Origin of the sequence: Streptomyces sp. NPDC006435 (genome assembly GCF_040612315.1) — a bacterium.
Lineage (GTDB): Bacteria > Actinomycetota > Actinomycetes > Streptomycetales > Streptomycetaceae > Streptomyces.
Genome location: NZ_JBEXPY010000032.1, coordinates 58,029 through 78,625, shown reverse-complemented (window position 1 = coordinate 78,625; position 20,597 = coordinate 58,029). Strand labels below are relative to the sequence as shown.

The window sequence follows — 20,597 nt, the reverse complement described above, 5'->3', positions numbered from 1 at the left end:
TGCGAACTTCCGCGTAGTCGATGAACTGCGGCTTTTCTCACCGGACACCCCGGGCACACCGCGCTGTCAGTGGTCCGTTCTACTGTGGCACCACTGATCGAGGAGCTCGCGGCGGTGCGAGTCGAAAGTGGCGAAGGGGGCGGGGCTGTGCGTCGCTGGGAATACGTCGAGGGCAGTGCGTCGAAGTTCTGGGAGACCGAGGCCGTGGGCACCGCGGTGACGGTGCGCTACGGCCGGTGCGGCAGTGACGGGCGTACGCAGACGAAGGAGTACGCGTCGGCGGAGGCCGCCGCGGCCCAGGTCCTCAAGACGATCGCGGAGAAGGAGAAGAAGGGGTACCTCGAGGTCGGGGCGTCCGCCTCCCGCCCCTCCGCCCCGGCCTCCTCCGATTCCGCTTCCGGCTCCGTCCCCGTTGGGGCTTCCGCGGCCGTCCCCGTTCCGGGTGGGACTTCCACGGCCGCCCCCGGGGAGGGCGCGGTGGTGCTCCCCGACGAGGACACCTTCGTACTGCCCGCCAACTGGAGGCGGGTGCTCCATCCGCGGCGCGGCGGGGTGCGCCGGGTGCCGGGCAAGCCGGCCAAGGGCGCCTTCGACACGATCGAGGCCGCGATCTCGGAGCAAGCGGCCTGGATCCAGGAGTTCCTGGACGCACCGACCTCGGATGCCGGGGTGGCCGAACAGCTGCGGGCGCATCTCGGCGGCAGCCCCGCACCGGTCGGTGCGGCCGCTCTGGCCTCGATCGTCGAGACGTCCGTGCCGAACTCCGTGTGGGCGGACTTCTGGGTCGCGCGGTACGGCCTGCCGTTCGCCGCGCGGACGGCGGTCGAGACGTTCTCGGTCAGGGGCACCTGGCAGCGCGGCGGCGGCAAGCGCGGCGCGCCCCGGCTGGTCGCCTTCCAGGAGCCGCACTACTACTGGGCGCAGGAGCACCGGGCCCCGATCGACCGGGTCCGTGCCCTTCTCGCCGCGGCCGACGAGGACACCTACCGGGCGGCCGTCGAGGCGCTGGCCCGGTGCCGGACCGACGTCATGCACCGGACCCTCGTCTCCTACCTCGTGCCGAGCGAGACGGAGTGGGTGGACGAGCTCTGCGCGGATCCCGAGGTGACCGACAGCAACCACCGCATCCTGCGGGCGATGGTGTTCAACTCGCTGGGTTCCGCCGAGCAGATGGCCCGTTTCTCCCCCTCCTCGGACTTCATCGACAACGTCTCGTTCATCGCGACGGCCGCCGAGGGCATCGGCCCGGCCATCGCCCCCCATCTCGTCGAGGTCCTCGACCGCTCCGACCGCTACTACTCGGAGAGCGTGAAGCTCGCCGCCGAGTCCCTGGTCGAGCTGCCCACCGACGAGGCATTCCTCGCCCTGTTGTCCCATGTGGACTCGAAGCAGGTCCGTCCCTCCCTCCTCACGGCCATGAGCCGCTACCCGGTGCGGGCCGTGCGGCTGCTGGCCGCGCAGGTGGCCGCCGGCCCGAAGGGCGGCTCCGGCCTGGTGCCGCAGCTGCTCCAGGGACACGTCGGCGCCCACCGCGACGTGGTGGCACTGGCACTCGACGGCCTCGCCCCGGAAATCGTGGAGATCGTCGAGCCGCTGCTCAACCCGGCTGACCTGATCGCCGACGCGCCGGCGGACTCCCTGCCCGCCGTGCTGACGTCGCCGCCCTGGTCCCGGCCCCTCACCAAGCTCAAGGACAAGGTCGTGCCGGGGCCGACCGCCGAGGCCGAGCCCTCGATCCGGTGGCTGCCCGAGGAGCAGGCCGCGTGGGCGGCCACCTCCTCCTGGTACACCTCCAGGCCCGGCAACGGCTCCTGGGAGAAGGACACCGCCGCCCTGGAGCGCGACCTGGCCCGGGGCAGCCTGCAACCCGCCTGGTTCTTCGTCCACGGCGAGGAGGAGCAGGCCGCCCCGCTGCTCGCCACCTGGGACCCGACCGACCTGTGGGCCGGCGAGGAGACGCTCAAGCCGGTCGTCGCCCGGTTCGGTCTCGCCGCGCTGCCGCTGCTGCTGCGCGCCGTGCCCCGGCAGCCCTCCTCGCTCGCCCCGCTGTTCCTCCCCTTCGTCGACGTGCAGGTCGCCCGGCACATGGCGAACTGGGCGGTCCGTCTCAAGTCCACCGCTGCCACCGCCCGCACCTGGTTCGCCCGGCACGGTGTGGCGGCCGCCCCGCTCCTGGTGCCGGACGCCGTCGGAAAGGCGGGCACCGCACGGCGCGCCGCGGAGCAGGCGCTGCTGCACATCGCCTCGACGCACGGCGACGACGTGGTGCGCGAGGCCGCCCGGACATACGGCGAGGAGGCCGCGGCGGCGGTGGAGGACCTGCTGTCGGTCGATCCGCTGGAGCGTGCGCTGCCCGCCAGGATGCCGGTGCTGCCCGGCTGGGCGGAGCCCGCGCTCCTGCCGCAGATCAGGGTCCGTTCCGGCGGTGCGCTGCCGGCGGCGTCGGTGCGGCACGCCGTGATGATGCTGGCGCTGTCGAAGCCCGGCGAGGTGTACCCCGGCGTCGAGGTGCTGACCGGGACGGCCGAGGCCGCCTCGCTCGCCGAGTTCGTCTGGGCCCTGTTCGAGCAGTGGCGGATGGCGAACCTGCCCGCGAAGGAGTCATGGGCGCTGCAGGCGCTGGGGCTGCTGGGCGACGACGAGACGGTCCGTCGGCTCACCCCGGTGATCCGGGCCTGGCCCGGGGAGTCGGCGCACCACCGGGCCGTGGAGGGCCTCGACGTGCTGGCCGCCATCGGCAGCGACGTGGCCCTGCTGCATCTGCACGGCATCGCGCAGCGGGTGAAGTTCAAGGCGCTCAAGGAGCGGGCCGGCGAGAAGATCGCCGAGGTCGCCGCGGTGCTGGGGCTGACCGGGGAACAGCTCTCCGACCGTCTCGTGCCGGACCTCGGGCTGGACGCGGACGGTTCGACGGTCATCGACTACGGGCCCCGTTCGTTCACGGTCGGTTTCGACGAGCAGTTGCGGCCGTACGTGCTGGACGGTGACGGCAAGCGCCGCAAGGACCTGCCGAAGCCGGGTGCCCGCGACGACGCGGAGCTCGCCCCGGCGGAGCGCAAGCGGTTCATGACGCTCAAGAAGGACGTCCGGACGATCGCCTCGGACCAGGTGCGCCGACTGGAGGCCGCGATGGTGGCCGAACGCTCCTGGACGGCCGAGGAGTTCCGGAAGCTGTTCGTCGAGCATCCGCTGATGTGGCACCTGGTGCGCCGGCTGGTGTGGCTGAGCGAGGCGGAGGACGGTACGCGCACCGCGTTCCGGGTGGCGGAGGACCGCACGTTCGCCGACGCGGAGGACGACGTCTTCGTCCTGGCCGACGACGCGACGGTGCGGCTCGCACACCCCTTGCACCTGGGTGACGAACTGGCCGCCTGGTCCGAGGTGTTCGCCGACTACGAGATCCTGCAGCCCTTCCCGCAGCTCGGGCGGAGCGTGTTCACCCTGCCCGGGGAGGAGGCCGACGCCTACCGGCTCCCCCGGTTCGAGGGGCTCAAGGTTCCGGTCGGGAAGGTGCTCGGGCTGCAGCGGCGCGGCTGGGAGCGCGGGGTGCCGCAGGACGCCGGGGTGGAGCGCTGGATCTCCAAGCGCCTGGGCGACGACTGCTACCTGGTGATCGCGCTGGACCCGGGCATCGCGGTCGGCGTGGTCGACATGTTCCCCGACCAGACCCTGGACACGGTCTGGCTCGACAGCCGACCCCATGACCACTGGGGGCGTGATGGATACCCGCTCCGGTTCACCGGACTGGACGCGGTGACCGTGTCCGAGCTCCTCGGTGACCTGGCCGAACTCACGGAGGGCGTCGCATCATGACCGTACGGGACGAGACGCGTGGGGGCGTGCCGGACGACGGCGCGGTCGCGGTGCAGCGGCCCCCGGCCGAGGTGCGGTACGCCGAGGAGCTGGCCGCGCTGCGCGCCGCGGACAACGATCCCCGGCCGCCCGGCTGGGAGTTGAGCCTGCGGGCCGCCCGCCGGTTCATCGTCGGCGACGCCGGTACGGGCATCAGCCGGAAGTTCGTCGGCAACCCCTCACTGGTGGACCGGGCCCTGGTGACGCTGGCGACGAGCCGCGGGCTGATGCTGGTCGGGGAGCCGGGCACGGCCAAGTCGCTGCTGTCCGAGCTGATCGCGGCCGCGGTCAGCGGGGACTCGACGCTGACGGTGCAGGGCGGGGCGGCCACCACCGAGGACCAGATCAAGTACGGGTGGAACTACGCGCTGCTGGTCGCCGAGGGGCCCTCCACCCGGTCGCTCGTCCCGGCCCCGATGCTGCGCGGCATGGCGGAGGGCCGGCTGGTGCGGTTCGAGGAGATCACCCGCTGTCCGCTGGAGGTGCAGGACTCCCTGTTGTCGCTGCTCTCCGAGCGGGTGGTGGCCGTCCCCGAGCTGACCGGGCCCGAGGGCATGGTCTTCGCCCGGCAGGGCTTCAACGTCATCGCCACGGCCAACACCCGGGACCGGGGCGTCAACGAGATGAGTGCGGCGCTCAAGCGGCGGTTCAACTTCGAGACGGTGTTCCCGATCCCCGATCTGGACACCGAACTGGCCCTGGTCGAGGCCGAGGTGACGACCCTGCTGCGGCGTTCGGGGGTGGAGCCGCCGCCGGACCGGGACGTGCTGGAGGTGCTGGTCGGCACCTTCCGGGAGCTGCGCGCGGGCACCGGCGACAAGGGCGGGGCTGGTGGTTCGGACCGCCCCACGGCGGTGATGAGCACGGCGGAGGCCGTCTCGGTCGCCCATGCCGTGGGGGTGCGCGGCTGGTTCCTGCGCGGCGAGCCGGGCAGTGCCGCCGATGTGGTGGCCTGCCTTGCGGGCACGGCGGCGAAGGACAGCCCGGAGGACCTGGCCCGGCTGCGCCGTTATCTGGAGCAGCAGGTGTCGCGCCGTCAGGGCCCGCACTGGAAGGCCCTGTACGACGCGCGCCATCTGCTGGCCGACTGATGCCCGCGGTGTTCCTGGGGGTGCGCCACCACTCCCCCGCCTGCGCACGGCTCGTCGAGCGGACCGTCGAGGAGCTCCGGCCCGCCCTGGTGCTGGTCGAGGGTCCGGCCGAGATGAACGGCCGGCTGGACGAGCTGCTGCTCGGCCACGAGTTGCCGGTCGCGGTGTTCAGCCATTACCGCGACGAGCAGCGTGCCGCGACGTCCTGGGCCCCGCTGTGCGACTACTCGCCCGAGTGGGTCGCGCTGCGGGCGGGGCGGGCGGCCGGGGCCGAGGTCCGTTTCATCGACCTCCCGGCCTGGCATCCCGCGTTCGCCGAGCGCACCAACCGTTACGCCGACGCGGAGGTCCGCTACGCGGAGGCGACGGAGCGGCTGTGCCGGCATTTCGCGGTGGACTCCTCCGACGCCCTCTGGGACCGCCTGTTCGAGGTCGAGCCGTACGACGGCCTCACCGACCGGCTCGACGCGTACTTCGCGCTGGTCCGGGGCGACGCCGCGGCCGACGCGGGCGACCGCGCCCGTGAGACGTACATGGCGGCGTGGGTCCGGGCCGCGGTCGAGGCGGCCGGGGACCGGCCGGTGCTGGTGGTAACCGGCGGCTTCCACCAGCCCGCGCTCCGCGCGCTCACCGGATCCGGCGGGGAGGGCGCCGCGGGGGACGACGACTGGGAACGGGGCGAGGACGGGTGGCCGCGGGTGCCCGCCCCGCCGGGTGGTGCCATGGCCGGGAGCTTCCTCGTGCCGTACTCCTTCCGGCAGTTGGACGCGTTCGCGGGATACCAGTCGGGAATGCCGTCACCGGGCTACTACCAGCGGGTGTGGGACTCGGGGCCCCGGGCCGCCGCGGACGACCTGCTGCGCGTGGTCGTCGAGCGGCTGCGGGCGCGGAAGTTCCCGGTGTCCACCGCCGACCTGATCGCCGCGCGGAGCCTGGCGCAGGGGCTCACGACGTTGCGCGGCCACCCGTCCCCGGCGCGGATCGACGTGCTGGACGGGCTCGCGGGGGCCCTGATCACGGACGACCTCGACCAGCCGTTGCCGTGGACGGCGCGCGGCACCCTCGCGACGGGCGTCCATCCCGCGGTCGTCGAGATGCTCGCGGCCTGCAGCGGTGACCGCACCGGCCGTCTCCATCCCGGTACTCCCGCACCGCCGTTGGTGCACGACGTGGCGGCTCGGCTCGCCGCGCTGGCGCTCGACGGCGACGCGGGCTCCTCGTACCGGCTGGACCTCACGGACGCCGCCGATCTGGAGCGCAGCCGGGCGCTGCACCGGCTGCGCGTGCTGGGGATACCCGGCCACGGGCGGACGTCCGGTCCCGAGCACGGGGTCGATCCCGTCTTCACCGAGCGCTGGGAGGCGCGGGCCGCCCCGGGCCGCGAGGCGGCGCTGGTGGAGGCGGGGGCGTACGGCGCGACCCTGGCGGAGGCGGCGGCCGTCGCGCTCGCCGAACGGACGCGTGCCGCCACGACCGGGGCCGACGACCTGGCGAAGACGCTGTTCGACGCCGTGCTGTGCGGAATGGACGGTTTCTCGGAGCAGTTGCTCGGTGAACTGTCCTCCCGGGTCGGCGGATTGCCGACGGTGGGGCCGCTCGGCGAGATACTCGCCACGGCGTTGGGGCTGTGGCGGCACGACCGGGTGTTCGGAATGGCGCACGGTCCGCTGCTCGCCGCCGTGATCGAGGGGGCGACGGCGCGGTTGCTGTGGCTCCTGGAGGGTGCGCGCGGTGCCGCGGGAGTGGACCGGCCCCGGCTGCGGGCCGTGGTCGCGATACGGGACACGGTGATGCACGCCCCGGGCCTGCTGCCCGTCACACGTGCGACGGTGGCCGGGATCGCCAGGCGGATCAGCGACGATCCGCAGGCGCCGGTCGATCTGCGCGGTGCCGCCTTCGGGCTGTACCGGGCCCTGGCCGAGGAGCCGGACGCCGCCGGGGACCCGGCCGACGCGGTCCGTGCGGTGGCGCGGGCCGGGGCGGACGCGCTCGGCGACTGGCTGGCCGGGCTGTTCGCGCTCGCCCGCGACGAGGTGACCGGTGTGGTGGGCGAGGACGGAGCCGGGGGCGGGTCGTTGATCGACGTGCTGGACGGCCTGGTCCTCGCACTGCCCGACGAGGAGTTCCTGGCCGGGCTGCCCGCGCTGCGGCAGGCCTTCGCGTTCTTCCCGCCCCGCGAACGGGAGCGGATCGCCGGCCGGCTGCTGGAGCGGCGCGGGGTGCGCGGTTCGTCGCGTTCCCTGCTGCGGACCACCACGGACCCCCTGCTGATCGCCGGGGCCCGGACGCTGGAGGAGTCCGTGTCCCGTCTGCTGGCCCGTTACGACCTGGGAGCCACCCCATGACCACGCACGAACACGCGCCCGACCCGGCGCCCGCGCCCGCGGAGGAGGGCGGCACGGCTCCCGACGCGGGCCTGGAACGCTGGCGGCTGGTGCTCGGCTCCCCCGCCGAACGGCACACCGGGCCGCTGGGCCCGGGCAACGACGGCCGGGACGCGGCCCTCGACTGGCTCTACGGCCGCGACCCCGATCTCGCCGAGCGGGGTGTGCGCCGTTCCGGTTCCCGGGAAGGCGGTGACGGGCCGTCCGCGGTGACCGCGGTCGACTGGCTCGACGACATCCACCGGCTCTTCCCGAAGGAGACCATCGAACGCCTGGAGCGGGACGCGGTCGAGCGGTACGGCATCCAGGAGATCGTCACCGATCCCGCGGTGCTGGAGCGGGTCGAGCCGAGCGCGACGCTGCTGCGGGCCGTGCTGCGCACCAAGCACCTGATGAACCCCCAGGTGCTGCAACTGGCCCGGCGCATCGTCGAGACGGTGGTGAAACAGCTCCTGGCCAAGCTGCGGCCCGAGGTCCGCCGGGCGTTCCACGGCACCCGTTCGCGCAGACCCAGCCGGGTGGCCCTGGCCAGGGACTTCGACTTCCGGCAAACCGTGAGGGCCAACCTCGCCCACTACCAGCCGGCCGAGCGCCGGCTGCTCATCGAACGAGCCCATTTCCACTCCCGTACCCAGCGCCATGTGACGCAGTGGCAGTTGATCCTGCTGGTCGACCAGTCGGGCTCGATGGCCGGTTCGGTCATCCACTCCGCGGTGACCGCCGCCTGTCTGTGGGGCCTGCCCGGTCTCAAGACTCATCTGGTCGCCTTCGACACCCAGGTGGTGGACCTGACCGCCGATGTGACCGACCCGGTGGAGCTGCTGATGCGGGTCCAGCTGGGCGGCGGCACCGACATCGCGCGGGCCGTGCAGTACGGCGCGGGGCTGGTGGAGAATCCGCGGCGCACCATCGTCGCGCTGGTCACCGACTTCTACGAGGGCGGCGACGCCTACCGGCTGGTGCGGGCGGTGCGGGGACTGGTGGAGCAGGGCACGACCGTACTGGGGCTGGCCGCGCTCGACGAGGACGCCAACCCGGACTACGACCGCGGGACGGCCGGGCGGCTCGCCGAGGCCGGGGCGCACATCGGGGCGATGACACCGGGCCGTCTCGCCGAGTTCGTCGCCGAGAGGCTGGGCCGATGACCGACACGTCCACCGGTTGTGCCGACGCGCGGGCCGATCTGCTCGCCCTCACCCCGGACACGCTCGCGGCGCTGGCCAACCGCGGCCTGGTAAAGCGAGCCACGAAGGAGCTGGACGCCGGGACGGTGCCCGAGCTCACGACCGATCCGGACGCCACCGTCCGGGCCCGTTTCGACGACGGCACCACCACGTCCCTGCCGCCCGCCGCCGGTCTGGACAACGGCGACTGCAGCTGTGCCGCGCCCGGTGTCTGCCGTCATCTCGTCGCCCTGGTGCTGGCCTACCAGCGGCGGGCGGAGTCGGCCGCGGACGGCGCGCCCGCCCCGGTCGCCGACTGGTCCCCCGGCGACACCGGCGACGAAGCCCTCGTCGAGGCGGTCGGCGCCCGCCCGGCCGCCGCGGCCCGCCGCACCTTCGAGCGCGGCTACGGAGCCGTCGTGCACCGTCCGACCCCCGGCCATCCCGATCCCCGGGTCGAACTCTCCACCTGCACGGTGCGTTTCCCGGTGCCCGGCGAGATCGGGTACGCGCTGACGGACGCGGCCGCCGAACTGCGCGGCGAGATGGTGGCGCTCGCGGTGTGGGCGTTCCGGGCCGCCGACGCGACGGGGACCGCGGAGCGTTCCGTGTCCGTCCAGGTCGGGGGCGGCGGCTCCGCCTCGGCGCCCACGCCCCTGTCCGCGCTCGACACGGCCGTCGGGCTGGTGGACGAGCTGCTGGCGGAGGGCGTGGCCCACGTCGGGCCGGTCCACGGCGGCGCCCTGGCGCGTGCCGGTGCCGGGCTGACCGCCGAGTCGATGCACTGGCCCGCGGGGGCGCTCGCCGAGCTGACGGACCAGCTCACCGCGTACGCCGACCGCGGCGCCCACTACCGTCCGGAGTCGGTCGCCGCCCTGATCGCCGAGGTGCACGCCCGGCGGCGGGCCGCCGCGCACCCCGGCGTGCTCGGCACCCGCGAGGCCGGGGACACCCCGCTGCGCCGGGTCCGGCTCACCTCGCTCGGCTGCCGTGTCCACGGCACCGGCCGGGCCCTGACCGCCGAGGTGTACTTCGCCCATCCCGGCGCGGGCAACGTCCTCGTGCTGCGCAGGGAATGGACGGCGGCCGAGGGCAGGGAGCTCACCGCCCACGGGCTGTCCGCCCGGCGTCTCCTCGCCACCTCGCTCGGTTCGCTGGCCGCCGGGAGCCTGGTCAGCGAGAGCGTCCGGCGTACTCCGAGCCGTGCGCTGGCCGTCGCACGGGGCCGGCTCGGCGCGACGACCATCACCCCCGTCGGCACCGCCTGGACCGAGCTGCCCGAGCCGTTGCTCGTGCGGGACCTGGCCGCGCTGACGGCGGGCTGGGACGGCCGGCCGCCACGGCTGATCCGGCCGCGGGTCGAGGCGGAGAGCGTCCATGTCGTCGCGCTGTCGGCGGTGGAAAGCGTCGGCTACGACCCGGCCGAGCAGCGTCTCGAGGCCGTCGTGCGCGATGCCTCGGGGGCCCGGGCCCTGGTGGTGTCGGAGTACCGGCCCCGGTGTCCCGGTGCGCTGGACGCCCTGGCCGATGCGTTGGAGAGCGGCGCCACGCATGTGAGCGGTTCGGTGCACCGCTCGGGCGGCGGGGTGCGGATCGACCCGCTCGGGGTGCTCACCCCGGCCGGGGTGGTCGTGCCCGATCTCGCCGAGGGGGACGGTTCCACGGCCCTGGCGGCGGTGGCCCGGCGGTCCGCCGATCCGCTGGCGGCGGTGCTGGACGAGGCGATGTCCGCCATGTCCGCGGTGGCGCACAGCGGGCTGCGCCATCTGAACGCCCCCGCCCGGTCCCGTATCGAGGACTCCGTGACCGCGCTGTCCCGCACCGGTCTGACCCGTGCCGCGACGCTGCTCCGTGCTTTCCTCGACGCGCTGGACGACGGTTCCGCACCGGGCGAGGAGGGGATGGCCGCCCGGTGCGGGGCGTGGCTGGAGGCCCAGCTCCACCTCATGGTCGGCGGCGAGCTCCGCTCCGGCCAGGTCTGAGGTTCCGGTGGTGCGCGGCGGGGTTGCGCCGCGCACCACCGGCCCGTGACGCCCTACGCGGTCGGATAGTCGATGTTGACGATCTGTTCCGCCCGGAATTCCGTGCGCCGCGGATCGGAGTCGGCCGGCGCGAGCATCAGACGGGCGGACAGTGGTTTCGCCCACCGCGCCGACAGTGCTGCCATGTCCCCGATGATGGCGGCGACCTCGTGGTCCGGGGTCGAGCCGGGCAGGGGGATGGTGTCCAGTCCGGCACCGCAGACCGACGAGTACGCGAGCACCGAGTCCGCGTCGATCCGGCCTTCCTGCCAGGCGAGTGCGAGCACCCTGTCCTCGAGCACCGGGAGCATCAGCCCCGCGTATCCGACGGTGGGCCGACCGGTCGACCGGATTCCGGTGGTGACCGCGGCGCAGGTGGCGAGCATGCCGGGAGAGCCGAACCGGGTTCCGCCGACCTCCTCCAGGAACTCCCCGATGCTGGCATCCGGCGCGCAGGCGGGCGACGGGTCGAAACCGTGCAGCTTCAGGCCGTGCTGTTCGCACGACTTCCCCAGCACGCCTTCGAACAGGGCCAGTTCCTCCTGCAGACACGTCCTGGTCAGGCTGGTCGCCTCCGCGAGGCTCCGGGGGCGATCCGCTCGGGCGCGTGCGAGCAGCGCGCCGGCCGACTGCAGCCCCACGCTCACCCCCGCGTCGCCGCCGTCGCTGAAGGATCCCGGAAACAGCGGAGCGTTGGCGCCCAGATTGGCGATCGCCGCGAAGCGGAAGTTGGCATCGCCGTCCCGGTTCGCCAGCTCGCGGATCACGGCCCCGCTGAAATCGACGGCGGCCCGGTCCACGTCGGCGCCCTCGGCGACGACGACGGACATGAACAGCGACGGGTGTTCGACCAGCACTTCCGCGACCTCGGAAGGTTCCAGCTCCGCCAGCGCGGCGGGCCGCAACGCGGCCAGGGAGGCGCTGCCCACGCCCGACCGCCGGCATCCTTCGACGAGATCGGCGGCTCGTGTGCGGAGCCGGTCGTGGTCCAGCGGCTCGTCGAGTGCCGGGGCGGAAAGACGGACCGTCTGCACGTCGAACCCGGCACGGGTGATCTCGTCGCCGATGGCCTGTGCCTTGTCGCCGTATTCGCCGATGCCGACGACATCGGCCCGTCCGCCCCGGAACACCTCGTCGGGAAGACAGAGGGTCACGGCGCGGACCCGGGAAACGGATGCTGTCGTCTCTGTCATGCGTGAAGCACCACCGGAAGTTCGTTCAGGCCCCAGGTGAAATTCGACCCGTTGTAGCGTGGCTCGCCCTCGAGCGTCATCGACTTCACCATGCCGGTCAGCGTCCGGAGGAATGCCGTGATCTCCATTCGCGCGAGCCGGCTTCCCAGGCACAGGTGACGGCCCGCACCGAAGCTCAGATGCCGGTTGCCGGTCCGTCCGACGTCGAACGTGTCCGGGTCGTCGAACACCTCCTCGTCCCGGTTGGCCGAGCCGATCCAGGTCACGACGCGCTGTCCGGGTTCGATCTCGGCCTCACCGACCCTGACCGCCTCGACCGCGGTCCGCATGACGTGCATCCCGGGCACGGACCAGCGCAGCCCTTCCTCGGTGGCGGCCTCCGGGGCGACCTCCCCCCGGACGATTCGGTGCCACTGGTCCGGGTGCTCCGCCAGTTGGAGCATGAGCGAGGCCAGTGTGTACCGGGTCGTCTCGTTCCCACCGGCCAGAATCCCGCTGAGGTTGAAGACCAGTTCCGCGTCGGTCAGCGGGTCGCCGTCGTTCCGGGCGGTGAGCCCGCTGATGAAGTCGTTCGCGGCGGTCCTGCGGTTCTCGCCCACCATGTCGTTGAAGTATTTGAAGATCTCGCTGTTCGCGGTGATCCGCTGGATCTCCGAGGGGGATTCGAACGCCTCGGTGGTCTTCTTGCCGATCCATTCCCAGTCCGAGCGGGGCAGCCCCATGATCGCGCAGATGACGTCGGTGGGGATGCGTTCGAGATGCCTGATCAGGTCCGGTTCCGGGTTCCGGAGGGCCGTCGCGACGACGTCGGCGACGACCTTCTCCACATACTCCTCGGCCCTGGCGAGGACCTCGTTCGAGAACGGCTGGATGAACACGCGCTTCATCCGGGTGTGGTCGGGCGGGTCGGAAACGATCAGCATCTTGTTCGCGACGGCCCCGACGGCGGCGGCCGTCGAGCCGAGCCGCATGCCTTTCGTCGAGCTCATCCTCGTGCTGTCCCTGTGCACGGACACCACGTCGCGGTACTTGGTGATGCTCCAGAACCCTTCCGGTTCCCCGTCGGGCTGCTGCCAGGACACCGGGTCGTTCGCCCGGTACCAGGCGAAGGCGTCGTAGAACCCGGTTCCGTCGAACAGGCCCGGTGCGAACAGGTCCGGCGCCGTCTGCTGCCTCATCCGCGCACCACCCGACGGGGAGCGTTCTCGAACGCGATGTCGGAGAGGAGCCCGGTGAGGACGTCCTGGTCCATGAACTCGTGATGGTCCGTGTCGATCACTTGATGTCCTTGGTAATCGGTCGACCTGTCGCGCCAGCCGAGCATCTGCGCCGTGGTGGCGACGTCGTCGCGGCGGCCCGACACCGACAGGAGCGATGTGCTCGTCAGCGGTGCGGACGGGACCCGGTAGCCGGCCATGAGACGCAGGTCCGAGCGCATCGTCGCAGCCGCGTACCGGGCGGATTCGGAATCGCGGACCGCCGGGTGCATCAGGGCCGTCAGTTCTTCCCATGGTGGATCGGCCGCCGGGAAGGACTTCCAGTGCTCCGGCGACCGGGCGGCGACCACCACCAGTGAACGCGGTGCCGTGCCTTCGAGTTCGAGTTTCCTCGCGACCTCGTACGCGATGAGCGCGCCGAGGCTGAGGCCGAGGAGGACCAGCGAACGGCTGCGTGCCGGGCCGCGCAGTTCGGCACCGACACGATCGACCACTTCGGCCAGGTCGTTCGCCGGAGGATCCTCCAACCGGTCCTCCCGTCCCGGCAGTTGCACTCCCAGCAGGTTCAGCCCCGTGGGCAGCGCCTCCGTGACCGAATGCAGGCGCAGACAGCCCGCGCCCGCCTGCGGGAACACCACCGCTGTCGTGGCGACGCTCCCGCCGTCCGCGGTGAAGGACCGCAGATAGCTCACGCCGGCCTCGTTTCGTCGATCCGGCCGGCCAGCGCCCGGGGGGTCCTGGCCGTGAGGACGTCGGTGATCGAGACCGTGATCTCGAACCGTGTCTCCAGCCGGGAGGCCAGTTGGGCCGCGAGCAGCGAATGCCCGCCGATGGCGAAGAAGTCGGAGTCCTCCAGGACACTGCGCCCGAACACGTCGCCCCAGGCCTCCAGGACGTACCCGAGGACCTGGTCGTCACCCGGTGACCGGCCGTCGTCCGCGGCCGTGTCGTCCCGGTCGCCGGAGAGTTCGGCTTCACCCAGCGCGGCCACCTCGCCCCGTGAGACCTTGCCGGTCGTCTCGAGCGGAACAGCGGCGATTTCATGAATGAGGGTCGGGCACAGCTGCCGTGGCAGCCGTGCGGCGAACGCGGAGTCGAGCTCCTTCCGCAGCTCCTCGTCCAGGCGGGAGCCGGATGCCGTCACGAGACCGACCGCGAGAGTGTTCGGTTCGCCCCGTACGTAGGCCACCGCCTTCTCGATGCCGGGCACCTCGCGGGCAATGCTCTCGATCTCCTCGAGCTCTATTCGGAAACCGCCTATTTTGACCTGGTTGTCGCCCCTGCCGAGGAAATTCAGCTGTCCGTCCGTGCCCCACGAGCCGAAGTCCCCGGTACGGAAGTACCTGGCGCCGTCCCGGTCGATGAACCGGTCCGCGGCCGGTCCGCCCGCGCCGATGTACCCGAGGGCGACTCCGACGCCGCCGATCAGCACCTCGCCGGTGACGCCGGGGGGCACTTCGTCCAGGTCGGCGTCGACGACGGTGATCGTGCAGCCGGACATCGGCCGGCCGATCGTGCGGGGGTCCTCCCCGCGAGCGGTGTCGGACATGGTGGCGGCGATCGTCGCCTCGGTCGGTCCGTACACGTTGAGCACCCGGTCGGCGATGCCCCGGAGCCGGTCGACGAGGGAGTCCGGGCAGCGCTCCCCGGCCACCACGGCGACCTCGACCTCGGGCAGCTCCTGGATCGCGGCGTAGAGCGAGGGGGTCATGCACAGGTTGTCGATCTTCTGTGCGGCCAGGGCCTGTTCCACGTTCCCGGCGGCGGCGTCGATCGCCACGCACGTGACGCCGTTGACGAAAGGAGTGAGTGTCGACCACAGCCAGCCGTCGAAACCCGGGGAGACGACCGAAACGGCCCGGCTGCCCGGTCGGTATTCCAGCGCTTCGGCGTTGGCCAGGAAATTCTCCAGGCCGGCGGCTCCGACACGGACGCCCTTGGGACGGCCGGTGGTGCCCGAGGTGTAGACGACGTACGCCTCCGGCCCGCGCTCGTTGCGGGGCCATTCGTCGCAGTCGGTCCCGGCGGGTCGACCGTCCGCGGAGCCGGCCTCTGAACCGGCCGTACCGATCACCACGAGATCCAGGTCCGCGGCTTCCGGTTCCGAGGAAACGATCACCGAGCAACCGGCGTCCTTCGTTGTCCAGCGCAGCCGTTCGATCGGGTTCCGCTCGTCGAGCAGCACCGCCGACGATCCGTTCTCCCAGATCGCCAGCAGGCTGCTCAGCGCGTATCGCGACCGGCCGGCCATGACGGCGACCCGGTCGCCCACCCCCACTCCGGCCCGTTCGAGCCGGCCGGCCAGGGTCCGTGTCGAAGTGGCGATCTCTTTCCAGGTCAGGCCGCTGCCGTCGATCCCGACCGACCCGATCCGGTCGGGGTACTCGCCCACCCAGCGCTCCAGCGCCTTCTTCGTGCGCGACACGTGGGGAACCGCCGAATTTCCGATCGAAACAGGTGTGCTCACAAAATCTCTCCCCCATGATTCGCCAAGAATTTCCTGGCGCGTCGAGATACCTCTGTTTTCAGCTGCCCCTCTGCACGGACTCGTTCGGGATCCTCCGCATCCGGGGCGGGAGCGCCGCCACCGTCAATTCGACTTGGTGGCCCACAGGATGACGTTCGTTCCGAAGAACTTCTTGCGCCATCCGATCTCCCGGAAACCGAGCCCGCTCAGCACACCTGCGATGTGCTGCGGCGACTGGAAGGCGAGTGTGCTGGATTCGAGGTAGGTGTAGGACGACCGGTCGCGCGCCACGATCTGCCCCAGCAACGGGACGATCACGCGAACTCCCCACCCCACGATCGGCTTCACCAGACCGCTCGGAGGGCACGTTTCGAGGATCACGACCCGGCCACCGGGCTTGAGGACCCGGTGCTGCTCGCGGAGCACTCCCTCCAGGTCCTCGACGTTCCTGAGGAGATACCCCTCGGTGATCCCGTCGAAGGACTCGTCCCCGAACGGCAGGCTGGCCGCGTCCGCACGCTGCCACCGCACCGCGTCCGCCCCGGGCTTGGTCCTTGCGCGGCTCAGCATCTCCTCCGAGAAGTCGACGCCCGTCACGGTGGTCGCGGGATACCGCCGTGCCGCTTCCAGGGCGATCACGCCCGTCCCCGTGGCCAGGTCCAGGAGCTCTCCGCCACGGGCCGGAGCGACCCGTGCGACCACTTCACGGCACCACTTCTCGTGGCGGCCGAGCGTCATGACGAAGTTCATCCGGTCGTAGTACCCGGCGATCTTCTCGAAGATCCCGTGCACTTCGGAGCCCTTGTCGCGGGAAATCCGGTCATTTGCCAACTTTCAGAACCCCTCTACGCAGGAACGCCCGTTGTCGACTCGGCCCGATCGAGATGACGGCTCATTCGGGAATCCATCCCGAACACGTCGGTCCCGACCATGACCGCGACAGCAATGAGCCCGATCAGCGCCGAGCCCATGGACGGTTGCACCCCGAAGAGCAGAAAGCCGAGGAACACGACGGACACATACATGTCCCGCTGGCCGGCCAGGTTGTACTCGACCTGTGTCCGGGCTCGGACCATGGTGGCCATGTTACCCACGGCCGGCAGCGCCATCAGGCCCACATAAACCAGCCGATCGGGCATGTCGGCGACGAGAACGAGCACCGGGAACGCGAGGTAGACCAACGACGTCGCCGCCGCGGCGACCCAGGCTGCCGAGTGCTGCGACGACATGAGTGCCGGGATCGTCCGGAGTCCCGCTTCCTTGTCCCCCGCGTAGTCGGGAACATTCTTCATGATCCCCTTCGCGAAGTACCAGAAGAAGATGAAGACCCCGAGAACGAGCGGCAGGGAGGAATCGTACCGGGGAACCTCCCACCACGAGTCCGTGAGAAGCACGCCCGCGATGTACGGTTCCGTGACCGCCATCGAGAACACCGCCATGCCGATGACCGGACGGCCCTTCAGCCGGAATCTCGGCGAAGAGTATCCGAGCACCAGGAAGACGCTGAACGCCCAGATGACGGTCTGGACCAGTGATATCAGAAGCGATATCAGCAGCATTATGCCCAGCCCCACGAACACAATCCTCTGGAGAGTCCCCACGCCCGCCGTTTCGACCAGCTTCAAGCGGCCTGGTACGTTCTTCCCGTCCTCCACGAGATCGGTCACGGCATTACGGGCGTTGGCCGCCAGGGGCGCAATGATGTGGAAGGCTATGCCCAGCAGCATCACAAGGTCGAAGCGGTGGTCGGCCACCGCCGCACCCACACAGAATGCGAGAGGACTGACAAGCAGCGTGCGAGGTCGCACGAGCTCGACTATCGCATTGAAACGTGCCATGCGGCGCATTGGTCGGCCTCTCTCGGTGATATCGCTTTTTCCTGAATACATGCAACCGCAATGGGGATCAGATTCTCTTGAGGGTCAGCCCGAAACCATCACGGGGCCTCAGGGTGATGAGGGCCACGGGTTCGGGACTCGCGGAGTCCTGCAGCGATATCTCGAACTTGTCGATGATGCTCGCCAGCAGCATGCTCATCTCCATCATGGCGAACCCCTTGCCGATGCACATGTGGGCGCCGGCACCGAAAGGCAGATACTTGCCCTTTCCGGGCACACCGTTCATGAAACGCTCGGGAATGAACTCATCGGGTCGCTCCCAGATGTCCGGATCCCGGTGGACAGCCGCGACATTGAGCATCACGAATGTCCCCTCGGACACCTTGGCCGTGCCGATGAGTGCGTCTTTCCTGGCTTGACGCGGAATGGTCGGGGACGGTGGAAAGAGCCGCATGCTCTCATTGATGACACATTCCAGGAACGTGCCGCGCTGCGTCTCCTTGCGGTCAGTCGATGCGGGCGAGCGCACCTCCTGCCGGACACGCTGCTGAATTTCCGGGTAACACGCGATCAGATAGAGGACCCAGGTCAGTGCGCTGGCCGTGGTCTCGTACGCGGCCAAGAACGTGGTCAGAATCTCGTCCCGGACCTCGAGGTCGGTCAGTGGAGTCGCATCGTCGCCGACTCTGACATCCAGCAGGATGTCCAGCAGGTCATCAAGCCGCTCGCCGCTTCCACGGCGTTCTTCCATGAGCCGGTAGACGAGATCGTCGAGATTTTTCAGGGTCGAGGAAAAACTGCGGTTCCGTCGGCTCGGCACACTCACCGGCAGGGCGAAGGGCCCACGTATCCGGCGTTCGACGAAGTCGAGCAGGAACGAAGCCGTTCCCGGGTTGATCATCTCGGCGACCGTGTCGCCGCATCGGCTGAACATGCACGTCGAGACGATCTCGAGCGTGAAGGCCAGCATTTCCTCGTGGACGTTCAGGTCCACCCGGTCGGAGCGTTCCCATCGCTCCGTGTGTTCCGCGACGACGTCAGCCATCTTCTGCCGCATGCCCGCAAGGCTGGAGCGACTGTACATGGGCTGGAGAGCCCTTCGCCGCTGCAACCAGCTGTCATGGTGCGGATTGCTTATCAGCCCGTCCCCGAGCACCAGCCTCAGAGGGTTCTCGCCGCCCGGCTTGCCAAAGGTGTGGATATCGGAAAGGACAATGTCCGCCGCAGTGCTTCGGTTCACGAAAACCATGCGCCTGGGGCCGACGTTGAAGTACGATATTTCGTTTCCGGACGAGGCCGCGTGCTGGATGGCATTCAGCAGGTTCGACCGCAGCCGCAGGAGATCCCCGACCACCGGGACGTTGGCCCGCGGCGCCGTCGGTGCCGACAGAACACCGCTGTCGTGCCGTAACTGCCTTGTGGGCAGCACGCTGCCGACGGTTCCCGCCATCCCTGATCCCCCTGATCAACCGAAGTGTGATGTATGGCACCGGATATGAGAGTCCGAGTCCGTACCGAACACACCGGATGGGCAGGTCGTCGCCGCCCGGAACGGGCACACCGAAATCCCCCGACGGTGCAAGATCGTACCGACGGTACAAGGTCTTACTCCCCGGAGGTCGAGCGGTGCAACGCCCCTGACAGGAAGTGGCCAATCGGTCCGGGGCGTCGTGTCTCCTCCGTGACCGCCAACGGCCCCGTCATTCCAGGGGCATTATTTTTGACCTCAATATGCCACCGGCCTTGTCCCCGGCCGTTTCGTCGCTTCATCCCGCCGGTTTGAATTCCGCCCGGCCGCAGGGCGGCCGGGCGGCGTCATCCGGGCGCGGTTCAGGGACGGTTCAGACGGGCGAGAGCGGGGTGGGCCTCGGCGTATCCGTCGACGAGACGTTCGGCGACGGTCACCGAGTCGACCAGCGGGTGCAGGGCGAAGGCCTTCACGGCAGTCGCGCGCGAACCGCTCTCCGACGCCTCCAGGACCGCGCGTTCGACCGCCTTGACCGCGGTGACCAGGCCGACGGCATGGTACGGAAGCGGGTCGACGGCGACCGGGCGGGCGCCGTTGGCGTCGACCAGGCACGGCACCTCGATGACGGCTTCGGCGTCGAGCACCGGAAGCGTGGTCCGGTTGGGGACGTTGAGGATGAGCGTGGTCCGTTCGTCGCGGGCGACCGCCCGCATGAGGGCGAGCGCCACCTGCTCGTAACCGCCGGACTCCAGGTCGCTCTCGTCCCGTTCGCCGACCCCGGCGGCCTCCCTGTTCTCCGACATGTACGTGGCTTCGCGTTCGGCGCGCGTGCGGTCCCAGGTGGCCAGGGCGGGGGCCGCCGGGTCCTTCATCCGGGCGTAGAAGCCCTCCTGCTGCTCGCGGAGGAAGGCGCCGCGGGTCTGTTCGGCTTCCCGGTAGGCGCGTACCGCTTCCCGGTTGAAGTAGTAGTAGTGCAGGTACTCGTTGGGGACGGCGCCCAGCGAGCGCAGCCAGTCGGCGCCGAACAGGCGGCCTTCCTCGAAGGAGCCGAGGAGCTCCGGGTCCGCGAGCAGCCGCGGGAGTTCGTCCCGGCCGTCGACGCGCAGCCCGCGGACCCAGCCCAGGTGGTTCAGGCCGACGTAGTCGATCCGGGCCCGGTCCGGGTCGGCGCCGAGCACCCGGGCGATGCGGCGGCCGAGGCCCACCGGGGAGTCGCAGATGCCGATGACCCGGTCCCCGAGGTGGCGGGACATGGCCTCGGTGACCAGACCGGCCGGGTTGGTGAAGTTGATGACCCAGGCGTCGGGGGCGAGCCGTGCGATGCGCCGGGCCAGGTCGACGGCGACGGGCACGGTGCGCAGCCCGTAGGCGATGCCGCCCGCCCCGACCGTCTCCTGGCCGAGCACGCCCAGGTCGAGGGCGACGCGTTCGTCGGCAGCCCGGCCTTCGAGGCCGCCCACCCGGATCGCCGAGAAGACGAAGTCGGCGCCGCGCAGCGCTTCGTCGAGGTCGGTGGTGGCCTCGACGGTGGGCGCGTCGGGGACGTTCTCGGCCTGCTCGGCGAGCACCCGGGCCACTGCGGTGAGCCGGTCGGCGTCGGTGTCGTAAAGGGTGACCGCCGATACGCGGCCCTCGGCGTGGTCGGCGAGCAGCGCCCCGTACACGAGTGGAACCCGGAATCCGCCGCCGCCCAGAATTGTCAGCTTCACGCTTCCGCATGGTACGGGGGCCGGATCGGACCGGGCACGAACGACTCCGGACGGCAGGATCGTCCGACCGCCCCTGTCCGGACGGCACCGGCATCCGTGCCGATGGCATCCGCACCGACGAGGTCCGGCCCGGGGGGGGGGGCCGCGGGGGGGGGGGGCCCCCGGGCCGCAGCCGGGGGCGGGCCCCCCCAGGA

The 20,597-nt window shown here is 71.0% G+C and carries 13 protein-coding genes; 5 read left to right on the top strand and 8 right to left on the bottom strand.

The window, feature by feature from the left end:
* Positions 1 to 147 precede the first annotated feature (147 nt).
* Genes ABZZ04_RS27550 through ABZZ04_RS27530 form a run of 5 tightly spaced genes read left to right on the top strand, consistent with a single transcriptional unit; the run spans position 148 to position 10,472 of the window.
* Positions 148 to 3,813 carry a DUF4132 domain-containing protein gene (locus ABZZ04_RS27550; RefSeq protein WP_356934915.1) on the top strand — a complete coding sequence of 1,222 codons (3,666 nt, stop codon included), beginning with the start codon at positions 148 to 150 and terminating at the stop codon, positions 3,811 to 3,813.
* Positions 3,810 to 4,943, top strand: a complete 1,134-nt coding sequence (locus tag ABZZ04_RS27545) for an AAA family ATPase (protein ID WP_356934914.1) — start codon at positions 3,810 to 3,812, stop codon at positions 4,941 to 4,943. Before ABZZ04_RS27550 ends, ABZZ04_RS27545 begins: the two co-directional genes overlap by 4 nt.
* The gene (locus ABZZ04_RS27540) at positions 4,943 to 7,288 is read left to right on the top strand and encodes a DUF5682 family protein (RefSeq protein ID WP_356934913.1); all 2,346 of its coding nucleotides are present in this window, start codon (positions 4,943 to 4,945) and stop codon (positions 7,286 to 7,288) included. Before ABZZ04_RS27545 ends, ABZZ04_RS27540 begins: the two co-directional genes overlap by 1 nt.
* Entirely contained in the window at positions 7,285 to 8,472 is a 1,188-nt protein-coding gene (locus ABZZ04_RS27535) for a VWA domain-containing protein (RefSeq protein ID WP_356934912.1), read from the top strand. Before ABZZ04_RS27540 ends, ABZZ04_RS27535 begins: the two co-directional genes overlap by 4 nt.
* Positions 8,469 to 10,472: a hypothetical protein gene (locus ABZZ04_RS27530; RefSeq protein ID WP_356934911.1), complete on the top strand. Its 2,004-nt coding sequence runs from the start codon at positions 8,469 to 8,471 to the stop codon at positions 10,470 to 10,472. The genes ABZZ04_RS27535 and ABZZ04_RS27530 overlap by 4 nt, the downstream gene beginning before the upstream one ends.
* Before the next feature lie 53 nt (positions 10,473 to 10,525).
* Here the strand turns inward: ABZZ04_RS27530 and ABZZ04_RS27525 are convergent, their stop codons facing one another.
* The 8 genes from ABZZ04_RS27525 to ABZZ04_RS27490 form a co-directional block, all read right to left on the bottom strand.
* Positions 10,526 to 11,704 carry a DUF711 family protein gene (locus ABZZ04_RS27525; protein WP_356934910.1) on the bottom strand — a complete coding sequence of 393 codons (1,179 nt, stop codon included), beginning with the start codon at positions 11,702 to 11,704 and terminating at the stop codon, positions 10,526 to 10,528.
* On the bottom strand, positions 11,701 to 12,882 hold the full coding sequence (locus ABZZ04_RS27520) for a cytochrome P450 (RefSeq protein ID WP_356934909.1): 1,182 nt from the start codon (positions 12,880 to 12,882) through the stop codon (positions 11,701 to 11,703). The genes ABZZ04_RS27525 and ABZZ04_RS27520 overlap by 4 nt, the downstream gene beginning before the upstream one ends.
* The gene (locus ABZZ04_RS27515) at positions 12,879 to 13,613 is read right to left on the bottom strand and encodes an alpha/beta fold hydrolase (RefSeq protein ID WP_356934908.1); all 735 of its coding nucleotides are present in this window, start codon (positions 13,611 to 13,613) and stop codon (positions 12,879 to 12,881) included. The genes ABZZ04_RS27520 and ABZZ04_RS27515 overlap by 4 nt, the downstream gene beginning before the upstream one ends.
* Entirely contained in the window at positions 13,610 to 15,346 is a 1,737-nt protein-coding gene (locus ABZZ04_RS27510) for a non-ribosomal peptide synthetase (protein ID WP_356934907.1), read from the bottom strand. The genes ABZZ04_RS27515 and ABZZ04_RS27510 overlap by 4 nt, the downstream gene beginning before the upstream one ends.
* A gap of 165 nt (positions 15,347 to 15,511) precedes the next feature.
* Entirely contained in the window at positions 15,512 to 16,219 is a 708-nt protein-coding gene (locus tag ABZZ04_RS27505) for a ubiquinone/menaquinone biosynthesis methyltransferase (protein WP_356934906.1), read from the bottom strand.
* A gap of 14 nt (positions 16,220 to 16,233) precedes the next feature.
* Positions 16,234 to 17,226: a UbiA family prenyltransferase gene (locus ABZZ04_RS27500; protein ID WP_356934905.1), complete on the bottom strand. Its 993-nt coding sequence runs from the start codon at positions 17,224 to 17,226 to the stop codon at positions 16,234 to 16,236.
* A 67-nt stretch (positions 17,227 to 17,293) separates the two neighbouring features.
* On the bottom strand, positions 17,294 to 18,676 hold the full coding sequence (locus tag ABZZ04_RS27495; RefSeq protein ID WP_356934904.1) for a cytochrome P450: 1,383 nt from the start codon (positions 18,674 to 18,676) through the stop codon (positions 17,294 to 17,296).
* A 380-nt stretch (positions 18,677 to 19,056) separates the two neighbouring features.
* The gene (locus tag ABZZ04_RS27490) at positions 19,057 to 20,403 is read right to left on the bottom strand and encodes a 6-phospho-beta-glucosidase (RefSeq protein WP_356934903.1); all 1,347 of its coding nucleotides are present in this window, start codon (positions 20,401 to 20,403) and stop codon (positions 19,057 to 19,059) included.
* Positions 20,404 to 20,597: the final 194 nt, after the last annotated feature.